The 13,479-nt window shown below is 69.6% G+C and carries 14 protein-coding genes; 8 read left to right on the top strand and 6 right to left on the bottom strand.

Annotated features, from left to right (window positions below):
• The first annotated feature begins 14 nt into the window (after nt 1–14).
• A complete protein-coding gene (gene car, locus NF4_RS17390; RefSeq protein WP_063128623.1) occupies nt 15–3,533 on the top strand; it encodes a carboxylic acid reductase in 3,519 nt (1,172 codons plus the stop codon).
• A 16-nt stretch (nt 3,534–3,549) separates the two neighbouring features.
• On the opposite strand, the gene NF4_RS17385 is transcribed toward car, so the two are convergent.
• Nucleotides 3,550–3,900 (bottom strand): hypothetical protein, encoded by a 351-nt coding sequence (locus NF4_RS17385; RefSeq protein ID WP_063128388.1) that lies wholly within the window; start codon nt 3,898–3,900, stop codon nt 3,550–3,552.
• 251 nt (nt 3,901–4,151) lie between these two features.
• On the opposite strand from NF4_RS17385, the gene NF4_RS17380 reads away from it, so the two are divergent.
• From NF4_RS17380 to mug, 4 genes are all read left to right on the top strand, one after another.
• The gene (locus NF4_RS17380; RefSeq protein WP_063128387.1) at nt 4,152–5,264 is read left to right on the top strand and encodes a serine hydrolase domain-containing protein; all 1,113 of its coding nucleotides are present in this window, start codon (nt 4,152–4,154) and stop codon (nt 5,262–5,264) included.
• 155 nt (nt 5,265–5,419) lie between these two features.
• Nucleotides 5,420–5,743, top strand: coding sequence for a hypothetical protein (locus NF4_RS17375; protein ID WP_063128622.1), 324 nt, complete (start codon nt 5,420–5,422; stop codon nt 5,741–5,743).
• Nucleotides 5,743–6,324 carry a carboxymuconolactone decarboxylase family protein gene (locus NF4_RS17370; protein ID WP_063128386.1) on the top strand — a complete coding sequence of 194 codons (582 nt, stop codon included), beginning with the start codon at nt 5,743–5,745 and terminating at the stop codon, nt 6,322–6,324. Before NF4_RS17375 ends, NF4_RS17370 begins: the two co-directional genes overlap by 1 nt.
• Nucleotides 6,325–6,424: 100 nt before the next feature.
• Entirely contained in the window at nt 6,425–7,000 is a 576-nt protein-coding gene (gene mug, locus NF4_RS17365; RefSeq protein WP_063128385.1) for a G/U mismatch-specific DNA glycosylase, read from the top strand.
• Between the two features lie 17 nt (nt 7,001–7,017).
• On the opposite strand, the gene NF4_RS17360 is transcribed toward mug, so the two are convergent.
• The 3 genes from NF4_RS17360 to NF4_RS17350 form a co-directional block, all read right to left on the bottom strand.
• Nucleotides 7,018–7,290: a ubiquitin-like small modifier protein 1 gene (locus NF4_RS17360; protein WP_063128621.1), complete on the bottom strand. Its 273-nt coding sequence runs from the start codon at nt 7,288–7,290 to the stop codon at nt 7,018–7,020.
• Between the two features lie 4 nt (nt 7,291–7,294).
• Nucleotides 7,295–8,392 carry a WD40/YVTN/BNR-like repeat-containing protein gene (locus NF4_RS17355; protein ID WP_063128384.1) on the bottom strand — a complete coding sequence of 366 codons (1,098 nt, stop codon included), beginning with the start codon at nt 8,390–8,392 and terminating at the stop codon, nt 7,295–7,297.
• A 104-nt stretch (nt 8,393–8,496) separates the two neighbouring features.
• Nucleotides 8,497–9,495 (bottom strand): LysR family transcriptional regulator, encoded by a 999-nt coding sequence (locus tag NF4_RS17350; RefSeq protein ID WP_063128383.1) that lies wholly within the window; start codon nt 9,493–9,495, stop codon nt 8,497–8,499.
• 219 nt (nt 9,496–9,714) lie between these two features.
• Here NF4_RS17350 and NF4_RS17345 point away from each other — a divergent pair, with 219 nt between their 5' ends.
• Entirely contained in the window at nt 9,715–10,962 is a 1,248-nt protein-coding gene (locus NF4_RS17345; RefSeq protein WP_084533195.1) for a Glu/Leu/Phe/Val dehydrogenase dimerization domain-containing protein, read from the top strand.
• Here NF4_RS17345 and NF4_RS38645 read toward each other — a convergent pair.
• Together NF4_RS38645 and NF4_RS17340 are read right to left on the bottom strand one after the other, a co-directional pair.
• On the bottom strand, nt 10,952–11,470 hold the full coding sequence (locus tag NF4_RS38645) for a hypothetical protein (RefSeq protein WP_198165356.1): 519 nt from the start codon (nt 11,468–11,470) through the stop codon (nt 10,952–10,954). The two genes, NF4_RS17345 and NF4_RS38645, sit on opposite strands and share 11 nt — an antisense overlap.
• Nucleotides 11,471–11,586: 116 nt before the next feature.
• The gene (locus NF4_RS17340) at nt 11,587–12,498 is read right to left on the bottom strand and encodes a LysR family transcriptional regulator (protein WP_063128382.1); all 912 of its coding nucleotides are present in this window, start codon (nt 12,496–12,498) and stop codon (nt 11,587–11,589) included.
• 101 nt (nt 12,499–12,599) lie between these two features.
• On the opposite strand from NF4_RS17340, the gene NF4_RS17335 reads away from it, so the two are divergent.
• Both NF4_RS17335 and NF4_RS17330 read left to right on the top strand, forming a co-directional pair.
• On the top strand, nt 12,600–12,965 hold the full coding sequence (locus tag NF4_RS17335) for a YybH family protein (RefSeq protein ID WP_063128381.1): 366 nt from the start codon (nt 12,600–12,602) through the stop codon (nt 12,963–12,965).
• 276 nt (nt 12,966–13,241) lie between these two features.
• Nucleotides 13,242–13,463 carry a hypothetical protein gene (locus NF4_RS17330; RefSeq protein WP_157120399.1) on the top strand — a complete coding sequence of 74 codons (222 nt, stop codon included), beginning with the start codon at nt 13,242–13,244 and terminating at the stop codon, nt 13,461–13,463.
• Nucleotides 13,464–13,479 lie beyond the last annotated feature (16 nt).

The following is a 13,479-nucleotide window of genomic DNA, read 5'->3' as shown; positions in this document are numbered from 1 at the left end:
CGAAGGTGAGTCCGATGTCGACCGATACGCGCGAAGCCCGGCTCGAACACCGCATCGCGGAGCTGTACCGCACCGACCCGCAGTTCGCCGCGGCCCGGCCCGACCCGGCCGTGACCGCACGAGCCGAGAAACCCGGTGCGCGGCCCTTCGAAGTCGCCCGGACCGTGATGCAGGGATACGCGGGGCGCCCCGCGGTCGGCCAGCGCGCGGTCGAGTTCGTCACCGATCCGCAGACCGGTCGCACCGCGGCGAAACTACTGCCCCGATTCGACACCCTGACCTACGGCGAGGTCTGGGACCGGGCCGGCGCGCTCGCCGCGGCACTGTCCGGCGACCCCGTCCGGCCCGGTGACCGGATCGGTGTCCTCGGGTTCTCCAGCGTCGACTACACGCTCGTCGATATGGCGGTCGTGCGGCTGGCGGCAGTGGCGGTGCCGCTACAGACCAGCGCGCCGGTCGACCGGCTGCGGTCCGTCGTCGCCGAAACCGAGCCCACCGTGCTCGCCACGAGTATCGATCACCTGGACGACGCCGTCGACCTGGTGCGCACCGGCCACAGCCCGGCTCGCCTGATCGTGTTCGATTATCACCCGCAGGCCGACGACCAGCGGGCAACCTTCGACGCCGCGGCGGCACGGCTGTCCGCCGCGGGCAGCCCGGTACGTATCGACCACCTCGCCGAGCTCATGGCCCGCGGTGCCGCACTGCCGCCACCGTGGGTGCCGCCCCCCACCGAACCGGACCCGCCGGCACTGCTGATCTACACCTCCGGAAGCACCGGCGAGCCGAAGGGCGCCGTGATCACCGAGCGCCTGGTGGCCGACCATTGGCGTGCCGCGACCAGTGAACGGTGGGGCCAGCGCGCCACCGAACCGGCCATCGCCCTCGGGTTCATGCCCATGAGCCACATCATGGGGCGGGCGATCCTGTACATGACCCTGGCCCGCGGCGGCACCGTCTACTTCGCCGCCACGAGTGATCTCTCGACGCTGCTGGACGATCTCGCACTGGCCCGGCCCACCCAGCTCGCCTTCGTGCCCCGGATCTGGGAGATGCTCTTCCAGCGGTTCCGCGGTGAAATGCAGCGTCGGGCCGCCGCCGGCGCCGATCCGGCAACACTGGAGCAGCAAGTGCTCACCGATCTCCGGCAGAATCTGCTCGGCGGCCGCTTCCTCTCGGCGACGACGGGTTCGGCGCCTATCTCCGGGGAGCTGAAAACGTGGGTCGAGACCCTGCTCGACTTCCATCTCGTCGACGGTTACGGCTCCACCGAGGCCGGAAGTATCGCCGTCGACGGCCGGGTGCGCCGGCCGCCGGTGCTCGATTACGAACTCGTCGACGTCCCGGAGCTGGGTTACTTCCACACCGACCGGCCGTACCCGCGCGGGGAGCTGGTGATCCGCTCGGAGGCACTGATCCCCGGTTACTACAAGCGCCCGGACGCCACCGCCGAGGTGTTCGACGCCGACGGCCGGTACCACACCGGCGATATCTTCGCCGAGGTCGGCGCCGACGAACTCGTGTACCTCGAGCGGCGCAGTTTCGTGCTGAAGCTCTCCCAGGGCGAGTTCGTGCCCGTGTCCACGGTGGAGGCGGCGCTGGCCGAGAGTCCGCTCGTCCGGCAGGTCTACGTCTACGGCAACAGCACCCGCTCCTACCCGCTGGCGGTGGTGGTGCCGACGGAAGACGCCATCGCACAGACCAGCGGCGATCTCGAGGCATTGCGGCCGCTGCTCGCCGAATCGGTGCGGCAGGTCGCGAAAACGGCCGGTCTGCAGTCCTATGAGATCCCGCGTGACCTGATCGTCGAGACCCGGCCGTTCACCCCGGAGAACGGTTTGCTCACCGGGATCCGCAAACTCGCCCGCCCGGCCCTGAAACAGCACTACGGGCCCCGGCTGGAGCAGCTCTACACCGAACTGGCCGCGGCCGAGGCCGACGAGCTGCGCGCCCTGCACCGCAGCGGTGACCGGCCGACGGTGGAGACGGTGGTCCGCGCCGCCGGTGCGCTCCTGGGTTCGGCCACGGGTGATCTGCGCCCGGACGCGCATTTCACCGATCTCGGCGGCGATTCGTTGTCGGCCCTGACCTTCGCACAACTACTGCGGGAGATCTTCGATGTCGAGGTGCCGGTGGGGACGATCATCGGCCCGGCCACGGATCTGCGCGCACTCGCCGATTACATCGACGACCGGCGCCGCGGCGGTCACCGCCCGACTTTCGCCTCGGTACACGGCGCGGGTGCCACCGAGATACATGCTCGCGATCTCACCCTGGACAAGTTCCTCGACACCGGGACGCTCGCGGACGCACCCGAGCCCCCGGCGCCGAACGCGCCGGCGCGGACCGTGCTGCTGACCGGTGCCACCGGGTTCCTGGGCCGATATCTGGTGCTCGAATGGCTGCGCCGGCTGAACCGCTCCGGCGGGACGCTGATCTGCCCGGTGCGGGCTCAGGACGACGCGGCCGCCCGGGCGCGCCTGGACGAGGTATTCGAGACCGGTGATCCGGCGCTGTCCGCCCGTTACCGGGAGTTGGCCACCGGTCATCTCGAGGTGATCGCCGGCGACAAGAGCGCGCCTCGTCTCGGCACGAGTCGAGCCACGTGGGAGTGGTTGGCGGAAACGGTCGACGTGATCGTGGACCCGGCCGCGCTGGTCAATCACGTGCTGCCCTACCGCGAGCTGTTCGGTCCCAATGTCGTGGGTACCGCCGAGCTGCTCCGCCTCGCACTGACCACCAGACAGAAGCCCTACACCTACATCTCGACCATCGGCGTCGGCGACCAGATCGATCGGGCCGCGTTCACCGAGGACGCCGATATCCGGGACATCAGCCCGGACCGGGCGATCGACGGCGGCTACGCCAATGGGTATTCGAACAGCAAATGGGCGGGTGAGGTGCTGCTGCGGGAGGCCGCCGACCTGTGCGGCCTACCGGTCACGGTGTTCCGCTGCGATATGATCCTGGCCGATACCGGATACTCCGGTCAGCTCAATCTGCCCGATATGTTCACCCGCCTGGTCCTGAGTGTGGAGGCCACCGGGACGGCGCCGGGCTCCTTCTACGAACTCGATGCCGAGGGCCGGCGGCCGCGCGCCCACTACGACGGGCTCCCGGTCGGTTTCATCGCCGAGGCGGTCGCCACGCTCGGGGCCCGGGCGGGGTCCGGCTTCCGGACCTACCACGTGATGAATCCGTACGACGACGGGATCTCGCTGGACACCTATATCGACTGGCTGATCGACGCCGGCCATCCCATCGAGCGGATCTCCGGCTACGACACCTGGTTGCAGCGCATGGAGACCGCGGTCCGGGCGCTACCGGACCGGCAGCGGCGGTACTCACTACTGCCGCTGCTGGACAACTACCGCAAACCGCAGCAGGCGATACGCGGGTCCATCGCGCCGACCGAACGGTTCCGGGCCGCGGTCCGGCACGCGGGAATCGGTGCCGACAAGGACATTCCGCATGTGACACCGGAGATGATCGTCAAGTACACGACCGATCTCGAGCTGCTCGGACTGCTGTGAATCCGCGCCGGCCGGACTACGCCGCCGCGCCGCCGCGCGCGGGCTCGGGCCCGGCGGCGTGGGGCCGGCGCATCCGGTCGACGATCAGGCCCGCCGCCGCCAGTGCACCGGCGAGAGGCAATTCGACCGCACCGGCGACGGCGAGGGCGCCCAGCCCGCCGTAGTAGATATAGCGGGTGGGCAGGGACAACTCGACCGGCCCGGCCTTCACATCGATGCCTCGGCCGGGGATCGCGACCTCGGCGCTGAGGTGGGGCAGGGTGAGACTGGCCGCGGGTGCGGCACGTGCCGAGGGACGATCGGCTGTTTTCGCCGGGGCGGCGGAGGACGGTCGAACGGTACTGTTCGCACTACTGGGGGAAGGCATGGGGCACGGTCCTCTCGTGGTCGATAACTGTCGATTCGCCGACGGTCGACCGGACCGGCACCGCCGGGTCGCTCCTCATCGATGATCGCGCCATGACCAGGTCGAAGGCAACCGCTCGGTTCGTCCGTCCCGCGGAACATTTTTCCGATACTTGATGGGGCCGCTCGGCGGATAGTGAGGGCCGACCGGTACCGCCCGCTACGGGCATCCCGGATCGACCCGCACAGGATTTCTTGGAGAGGACACCCGTCGTGACGAACCCACTCGAGCCCGCCCGCTTGCAGGCCGCCCTGGACGATATCCACCGCGCGGGGATTCCCGGCGTGTTCGCCGAGGTGCGTGACGGTGATCGGCTGTGGCGCGGTGCGGCCGGGGTCGCCGATATCGAGACCGGCCGTCCGGTCACGGCGGATATGCGGCACCGGGTCGGCAGTATCACCAAAACCTTCACCGCCGCGGCGGTACTGCAGCAGGTGGAGAGCGGACAGCTCGACCTGGACACATCGATCGGCCATTATCTGCCGAAGCTGGTCCCCGGTGCCCGCGGTGAGGCCGTGACGGTCCGCATGTTGATCAACCACACCAGCGGTCTGGCCGAATATCTCCCATACGCCTATCCGTCCCTCGCCGCCTTCCCCGCAGTGGCCGAGACACGGCCGGACAGTCTGGACGAGAACCGGCACACGCGTTTCGACCCCCTCGAACTGATCGAGCTGGGGGTCTCCGCTCCCGCGGTCGGGACGCCCGGCGGCACCCCCGGTATCTACTCCAACACCAACTATCTGCTCCTGTGCCGGCTCCTGGAACTGGTGACCGGCACGACCGCGGAGAAGTGCATCACCCGCAACGTCATCGAAAGGGCCGGACTGCGAGACACCGAACTCCCGGAGGGCACCCGCGTCGACGGGCCGCATTCGCGGATCTACGAGGCGTGGTTCGGGATGCTCGAACCCCCGCGCGATTACAGCGATTTCGATATGTCGTGGGTGGGGCCGGCGGCCTCGCTGATCTCGACCGTGGCCGACCTGAACCGGTTCTTCGCCCTGCTGCTCGCCGGTGAGATCGTGGACCGCTCGTCGCTGGCGCAGATGCAGCACACCGTCCCGGTCATCTCCTTCGAGGGCAAGACGATCGAGTACGGGCTGGGTTTGCACCGGATAGAGGTCCCCGGGCACGCGACGTTCTGGGGTCACGACGGTTCGGTCTGGGGCGCCGGAGCGATCTCGATGACCCGCGCCGACGGTGCCCGGCAGTTCTCGGCCGCGATCAATATGCAGCGCTGGAACCGGCTCGACGAGCGGGGCAGGCCGCAGCCGCATCCCATCGACGGCGCGCTCTCGGCGTTCTACCGGCTCGTCATGTGAGGTGTGCAGGCTCCGGCGGAGGGAAGCGTGGCCCGTGCGTGATACCGCCGGACCACGGCGGTCCCGGCGCTTTCTCCCGGCGTGGATCGCTGCCGGACGGTATCCCGGCGTGGTTGTATGAGGGCGAGTCCAACCGGAAGGAGCCCGAGCACGCCGTGACCGACGAGGACGAGAAGCGGGTAGCGCATCGCGCGCTGGTGGACAGCGTCCGGAACAGCGCGGGGAGCACCTCCCTCGAGCAGCGGGCGCGCGCCTTCGCCGGCGCCGGGCTCGCACCGCCGCTGGACGCCCTGATCGGCAAGGTCCGCACCCGGGCCGACCAGGTCACCGATGCGGACTTCGACGCGGCGAAGGCGGCGGGTTTCAGCGAGGACGAACTCTTCGAACTGGTGGTATGCGCCGCGGTCGGCCGGTCGGCCCGGCTCTACGAGGCCGGGCTGGCCGCCCTGGCCGCCGCCGACGCCGGTGCGGCCGAGTAATGCGTCTCGATATCCTCGACAACGGGTACCGTCCGAGGATCAAGCTGCTGTTCGCGCTCATCCGGGTGTTCTCCGGGCATCCACCGCCCGACGCCGCCAAACTGACCTTCTACCGGCCCGCTTTCTACGGTGCCGCGGCGAAGAAGTTCACCCAGGCGGCGATGCGCGGGCCCGCGGCGTGGTCGGTCGCCGACCGGGAACTGATGGCGGCCTTCGTCTCGCAGGTGAACGGGTCGGCGTTCTGCCTCGGCGCGCATACCGCGACGGCCGGGCGGGCGTACCGCGACCCGGCGAAGGTGCGCGCGGTGCTCACCGACCTCGACACGGCTCCGATCGAAGACGGGCTCCGGGCGACGCTGCGCATGCTCGGCACGCTGACCAGGGAGGGGTCGATCAGCGCCGAGGATATGCGTGCGGTGCTGTCCGCGGGTGTCTCGCGCGACCAGGTCGCCGACGCGCTGGCCGTATGTGCCGCCTTCGATACCACCGACCGGCTCGCCGACGCCTTCGGATTCGAGGTCCTCGACCCCGCGGGTTTCGAGGCAGGAGCGGCGTATCTGCTGAAACGTGGCTACCGATAGCGTCTGCTTCGCCGCGGTCGGCGGCGTTCGCGTCCGGTGGCGAACCCTCGGACGTGGCCGTCCGGCTCGGCGGGATCGCTCCCGCTGGCAGACTGGGCGAATGGCCCATTCCGCGGTAAACCGTCCGACACCGGCCGATCTGGCGGCCGCGGCCGGGAAGACGATTCCCGATGTACTGGCACCGGATCTACGCGTGCTGTTCTGCGGGATCAATCCCGGCCTGTGGTCCGGTGCGACCGGCCACCATTTCGCTCGGCCGGGAAACCGCTTCTGGCCCGCGCTGTTCCGATCGGGTTTCACGCCGCGCCTGTTCCGACCCGACGAACAGGACGAACTGCCGGCGCTGGGGCTGGGCATCACCAATGTCGTCTCCCGGACGAGCGCGAAGGCCGACGAACTGACGAAGGAAGAATTGCGCGCCGGCGGCGCCGCGCTCGTCGAGCGGGTGCGGCGGAACCGGCCGCGGATCCTCGCGGTGCTGGGCCTGGGTGCCTACCGCACCGCGTTCGGCCGGCCGCGGACCACCGTCGGGCGCCAGGACGACACGATCGGCGCCACCGAGGTCTGGGTGCTGCCCAATCCGAGCGGTCTCAACGCCCACTACACCCTGGACGCGCTGGCCGCCGAATTCCGCACGCTGCGGGAGGAATCGGAGCGCGCGGTCGCTGCCGGGTAGCGTCCCGCCCGCGGCGATCACCCACCGGCGACCGACGGAATGATCATGACCTCGGTGCCGGCGTCGAGCGGTGTGTCCAGGCCCCGCAGTGTCCGGCATTCGTCGCCGTCGACGTAGAAGTTCACGTAGCGGCGTAGTTCGCCGCTCTCGTCGCGGAGGCGGCGCTCCAGCGCGGGCGACCGCTCGCGCAGCACGTCCAGCACAGTGCGCAGCGTCGCACCGTCGACCGCGAGTTCCCGGTCGCCGCCGACATAGGGCCGCAGCGCGGACGGCAGGCGCACCTGTGCCACGGCGCTATCCGACCACTCGGGCGCGTACACACAGGACGTCGGGCAATTTGTCGGCTACCAGCCGCCAGTGCTCACCCTCGTCGGGACTGCAGTAGACCTCGCCGTTGCGGGTGCCGAAATAGATCCCGGCCGGATCGGCGTCGTCGGCGCACATGGCATCGCGCATGACCGCGGCCCAGAACGGTTCCCGCGGGAGCCCGCTGGTCTGCGCCGACCAGGTCTCGCCACCGTCGGTGCTGCGGTAGACGGCGCATTCGGCGTTCGGGGGGAAGCGGAACCGCTCCATATCGGCGACCAGCGGGAAGGTGTAGATCACCCCGGGGCGCCGCGGGTGCGCGACGATCGGGAAGCCGAAGTTCGAGGCCGGTAGGCCGCCGTCGATCGACTGCCAGCTCATGCCGTCGTCGGTGGTGCGGAAGACTCCGCCGTGGTTCTGCAGATACATGGTGCTCGGTGTGCCGGCGTCCATGGCGACCTTGTGCACGCACTGCCCCCACTCCGGCAGCTCACCGGGCATGAAATCGGCCGTGACCCCTTTGTTGGTGGGTCTCCAGGACCTACCGCCGTCGGCGGTCTGATAGACGCCGCCCGTCGATATGGCGACCGTGATACGCTGCGCGTCCGCCGGATGCGGGATGATCGTGTGCAACGCCAGCCCGCCGCCACCCGGCATCCACTCGGAGCGGTGCGGGTGGTCCCACAGGCCGCGGATCAGTTCGAACGTTCGCCCCGCGTCGGACGAGCGGAACAACGCCGACGGTTCGGCGCCCGCGTACACCACCTCCGGCTCGGCCGCGGTCGCGGGTGCGATCTGCCATACGCCCTGCAATGCCGCCCCGGTATCCGACGGGAACGCCAGCGGCGCATCGTCCGATTCGCTCCACGTCCGGCCGAGATCATCGCTGGTCACCATGGTCGGGCCGAAATGGCTGTCCAGTACTCCGGCGAGCACGCGCGGCGTCGTCCGCCGCGTATCGATCGCCAGTGCTTTCACATCCGCCACGGCGAACCGGGGCGGGCTCACCTCCCAGCTCGACCGACCGTCGGTACTGCGCGCCAGGAACAACCCCTTGCGCGTCCCGATTCCGAGCAGAACATCCATTGCCGACCTCCAGGTGTCACCGCCACGCCGACGCGTGCGAGCGTACCCCGCGGCTGTGACCGGATTCACCGGATCGGGGCAGGCGAGTCGTGGGTCCGCGCCGATCAGTTCTGTTCCGGGCGCCGGTCGGCCGTTCGCACCGTAGCCGCCGGGGACGGGAAGGGTTCCGCAGTCGCCGAGGTCGGCAGTGCGGAATCGCCGGCCAGGCCCTTCTCCGCGGCGGTCGTGCGGACCGCGTCGACGACGATCAGTAGTGCGGCACGCCGGGCGGTATTGGTGCGATAGGCCAGCGATACGGTCCGGGTGAGCACGTCGCCCAGGGCGAGGATGTCCACCCCCGGCGGTCGCAACGCCAGGCCCAGATCCGATACCAGCGTCACGCCCAGCCCGGCCGCCACCATCGCCATGGCCGTCGCCTGCTCTTCGACCTCATGATCGATCCGTGGCTCGAGGCCGACGGATTGGAACGCCAGCCGGGCCGCATGCCCGAAATGCGACCGGGCGGGAGCGAGGATCCACGGATGGTCGGCGAGTTCGGCCAGGGTCACACTGGCCGACGGCACGGCTCCGGACGGGACCGCGGCGTAGATCCGCTCGACCGCGATGACGGTGCGTTCCAGGCCGCTGTCCCAGGTCATCGGGTAGTTGGAGTATTCGAGTACGAACGACAGATCCAATGCCCCGTCGCGTACCGCGGCGGCGGTGGCCTCCGGAACGAGTTCCCGCGTGCGCACCGAGATACCCGGGTGGGTGCGTGCGAGGGCGGTGAGCGCATCGGGCAGCAGGCCGGAGGCGACCGACGCCCACACACCGGCGGTGAGTTTCGCCGTCATGGTCTCGCCCGCGTCCTCGAGCGCCTGGGTCGCCCGCTCGACAGAGGCGAGGATCTCCTCGGCGTGTTCGGCCAGCAGCACCCCGAGATCGGTGAGTTGCAGCCGGCGTCCCCGCCGCTCGAACAGCCGGGTGCCGACATCGCGTTCCAGCTGGGCGAGTTGCTGGGACACCGCCGATGCGGTGTAGTGCAGTGCGGTCGCGGCCGCCGTCACCGTGCCGCGGCGATGCAATTCGCGCAACATTCGCAGACGGGCCAGCGACAGGTCCATGGTTTCGAGCCTAGGCGTTGTGCAGCAACGCTGAACACCGCCGTGAACGAACCGTAAATAGACGAACGCGCAGGTGCGAATGCAGGCTGGTGACACCGGAATCGAGCCATCGGCCGGGGACGACGTGGTCCGGACAGGGGATTACGCACCCGGCGCTTCTCCGTGGGTGATGGTGTATCCGGCACGAACACGAAGAGGAGGTGGTTCGTCGTGACGACGATGCAGGACCCGGCGGGGGGCGCCGCGCAGATTACCGCGCAGACAGTTCCGGCCGTCCCGGCGGCAGTGGCCCTCACCCCCGCGGTCCGTCGTTCCGAGCCGTATATGCGCCTGCAGTGGACGGATTCGCAGACGGGCGCGGTCGGTTACCTTGTGGTGCACACCCTGCGCGGTGGCCTGGCCACCGGCGGCACCCGGATGCGGGCCGGTTGTACGGTGAGCGAAGTCGAGGATCTGGCCCGGGGTATGGCCAACAAGACCGCGACGTTCGATCTGCCCATCGGCGGGGCCAAGGGCGGAATCGATTTCGATCCCAAGGATCCGCGCGCCGTCGAAGTACTGGAACGGTTCTGCGAGGCCATGCGTCCGTGGATCGATTCGCATTGGGTGACCGCCGAGGATCTGGGGGTTCCGCAGCATCTGATCGACGAGGTCTTCGAAAGGCTCGGCCTGGGCCAGAGCTACCACGCCGCGATCCGCCGGGCCGCCGATCCCGCCGCGACCCTGGAACGGGTCCGCCGCGGCCTGAACGCGGCGGTCGAGGGCGGGTTCATGCTGGGCGATGTGATCGGTGGTTATGGTGTCGCGCACGCCTGCCTCGCCGCCGCGGTGTGGTGGGGTCGGCCACCCGCCGAGACCACGGTCGCGATCCAGGGTGTGGGCACCATGGGCGGGGCGGCGGCCTACTACCTGTACGAGGCCGGTATGAAGGTCACCACCGTGGCCGATGCCGCCGGAACCCTGCACTGCGCGGACGGGCTGGATATCCCGGCGCTGCTCGCCCTGCGCAACGGGTACGGCGAGATCGACCGTTCCCGGTTGCCGGAGGGGGTCGAGCAGCTGCCGCGGGCCACGATCCTGGCCGCCGATGTCGACATCCTGGTCCCGGCGGCGATCTCCTATGCGATCACGCCGGACAACTCTTTCGATGTCCGGGCCCGGATCGTCGTCGAGGCCGCGAACGCGGCCACCACCCCGGAAGCGGAGGCGATGCTCGCTGCCCGCGGTGTCCCGGTGCTGCCGGACTTCGTCGCGAACGCCGGGGCGGTGGCCTGGGCGTGGTGGTTGCTGCTCGGTCAGGTCGACGATACGCCGGAGAACTCGTTCGACCGGCTCCGCACCATCATGCACAACAAGGTCGCCTTGCTGCTGGCGGCATGGGCGGAGCAGGGCGTGACCCCGCGCGAGACCGGTCACCGCTGGGCCGACGACCCGCCGCCGCTCACCGAACCGGTCGTCATCCCCTGAGCCCGGAGCGTGGATCCGCCGGCCGCCGCCTCGTCAGCGGCCGGCGGATACCGGGCGCCTGATCTCCACGGCGCGCCGGGCGAGCCACTGGAAGTCGTCCCACAGCTCCGGTGCGTTGCGATCCGCACGGTACTTCTCCACGAGGGGCTGCACGACATTCCAGCACGTGCGCAGCGAATCGCCCCCAGGAGTCGGCCACGACATCGGTTGGTATGAACCCACGCCGGCACATGATGCCCACGCAGTCGTAGCTGTGACACACTCTTTCGGCGCGCTGGATGTCCTCGTCCGACCACGACGCGAACTCCCGGATCCGCAGGTGACGCATGACGAAACGACAGTCCTGGCACAGCGATTCGTCCTGGAGCATGTCGTAGACGGCTTTGAACGCACTGGCATAGGTGGTTTTCCGCATCTCGACCACCTGCCATACGACCAGTACCGTGGCGACCAGAGCGATCAGCGCTGTCGCTACGCCGGCCGCCGCCGCGACCGCAGACGAGTCCATCCGGCACACCCCATATCACCGGCGGCAGAACCGCCTCGAGCGTAACCGATGCGTTGCCGGGCCGCGGCCCTCGGTCCAGCTACGGAAATCGGCGAACCGTCTTCCGGCGCAAGCCATTACCGAAAGCCGTCGTGGCCCTCGCCGAGCCCGGCCCGCTGGAACGCTCGCCGGCTGTGGACGAGCAGTTCACGTACCGCGGGGCGGCCGGTGTCCTTCCAGATCAAGGCGAGGAACGCGGGTGTTTCGGCGCCCTCGAGGGTGAGGGTGACGAGCCGGTCGCGGTGGGCCGCGGCCAGGGAATCGCTGAGGACGGCGACCGCGAGTCCGCGCGCGGCGAGATCGGCGATGGCATCGGCGGCTCCGGCCTGGAGCGCGACCACCGGGCGGAGGTTCTGGGTCGCGCACGCGCGGTCGAACACGGTGCGTACACCGGTACCCGGAGGCATGCACACCAGAGGGTGGGTGCACAGCTCGGCGAGGGTGACGCGCCGTCGCGCCGCCAGTGGATGTCCGGCGGGAACCGCTGCGACGAGCTGTTCCCGGATGATGGTGAACGCTTGCAGCCCGTCGGGTTCGGCGGTCGCCGTACCGACGAGAGCCACGTCCAGCACCCCGGCCCGCACGGCCTCGGCGAGCCGGTCGGAGTTGTCCTCGAGCAGGGAGATCTCCACACCGGGATGTGCGCGGTGGAAATCGGCGAGTGCGTCGAACAGCGGTGTGACGGTGCAGCCGACGACCATACCCACGGTGAGTGTGCCCCGGATCAGGTCGGTGACCTCACCGACCGCCTGGGTGACGGCTTCGGCGGCATCGAGGGCGGTGCGGGCGTGTTCGAGGGCGGCCTTTCCCGCGACGGTCAGGGTGGCGGTGCGTGCCGAGCGGTCGAACAGTTCGGCGCCGAGTTCTTTCTCCAGGGCGCGGATCTGGGCGCTGACCCCGGACTGGCTGATGTGCACCCGTTGCGCCGCCCGGGTGAAGTTCTGCTCCTCCGCGACCGCGACGAAGTATTCCAGCTGCCTCAGTTCCATAACTGGTAATTCTAGCTTTCATAAGAACCATCTGTTGGACTTCTGATGTTCGTCCGGCCAGGCTGGAACGCGTCGGATTCGAAAACCACAGGAGGACATCGATGCCCGAGTACGAGAAGGCGCTGCGGCCCGAAGACATCACGCGCCTGTTCGTCGAACGCTCCAATGCCGGTGACGCGGCGGGAGTCGCCGCACTCTACGAAGAGGACGCCGTCGTGGCCTACCCGCCCGGTAGCCGCACCGTCGGGCGGGCGGCGATCCGCGCGCTGTGGGAGAAGGTGCTGGCCGCCGGACCCCGCTTCGAACCGGAAGAACCGCTGCCGACGCTGATCAGCGGCGACCTCGCCCTCACCTCGACGCCGCCGAAGGACGGCACCGGTGCGCGTGCGCAGGTCGTCCGGCGCCAGCCCGACGGTAGCTGGCTGCGCGTACTCGACCAGCCGGAGTTCGTCGCGCCGGCCCCCTGAGCCCGGACGCTGGTCCCCGCCTCGTCGCCGTCGGAACCGGACCACCGACGGCGGCGCGGGGGCCTCGCCCGGCGCGGGGTCTGCTGCCCTGCGCCGCGGCCCGCGCGCCCGCACCGGTTGCACTCACGCTGAACATGAACGGCGACAACCCTCTTCGGAATCCCTACATTTGGCCCCACCATCCATAGCGACCAGGGGGCAGGTCATATCAGCCGGCGTCGACTCCGCACCACCGGGTCGGCGCCGCGACCGGGACCGATGGAGGATCGATCGTTCATGAACACAGTCGCAGCGGTCGGCGCGGCCGGCCCCGCCGGGGCGCGAGCCGACGCCGTCGACGAGACCGCAACCGCGCTCGCACGCGATATCGAGCTCGGGATCGGCCGGCTGCATCCGTTCGAGAAGTATCTGGTGCCCGGTTCGCCGGCCGACGCGGGCGAATCGGGCACCTACGCCGGGCACCCGGGTGATCCGCGGTGCCCGGCGTCCCGCCCCTGATAGTCGAAGGCGCTAG

Origin of the sequence: Nocardia fusca NBRC 14340 (assembly GCF_001618425.1) — a bacterium.
GTDB classification, from domain to species: domain Bacteria; phylum Actinomycetota; class Actinomycetes; order Mycobacteriales; family Mycobacteriaceae; genus Nocardia; species Nocardia fusca.
Note: the sequence above shows the minus strand (reverse complement) of the source record. Positions and strands in the feature narration are given on the sequence as shown.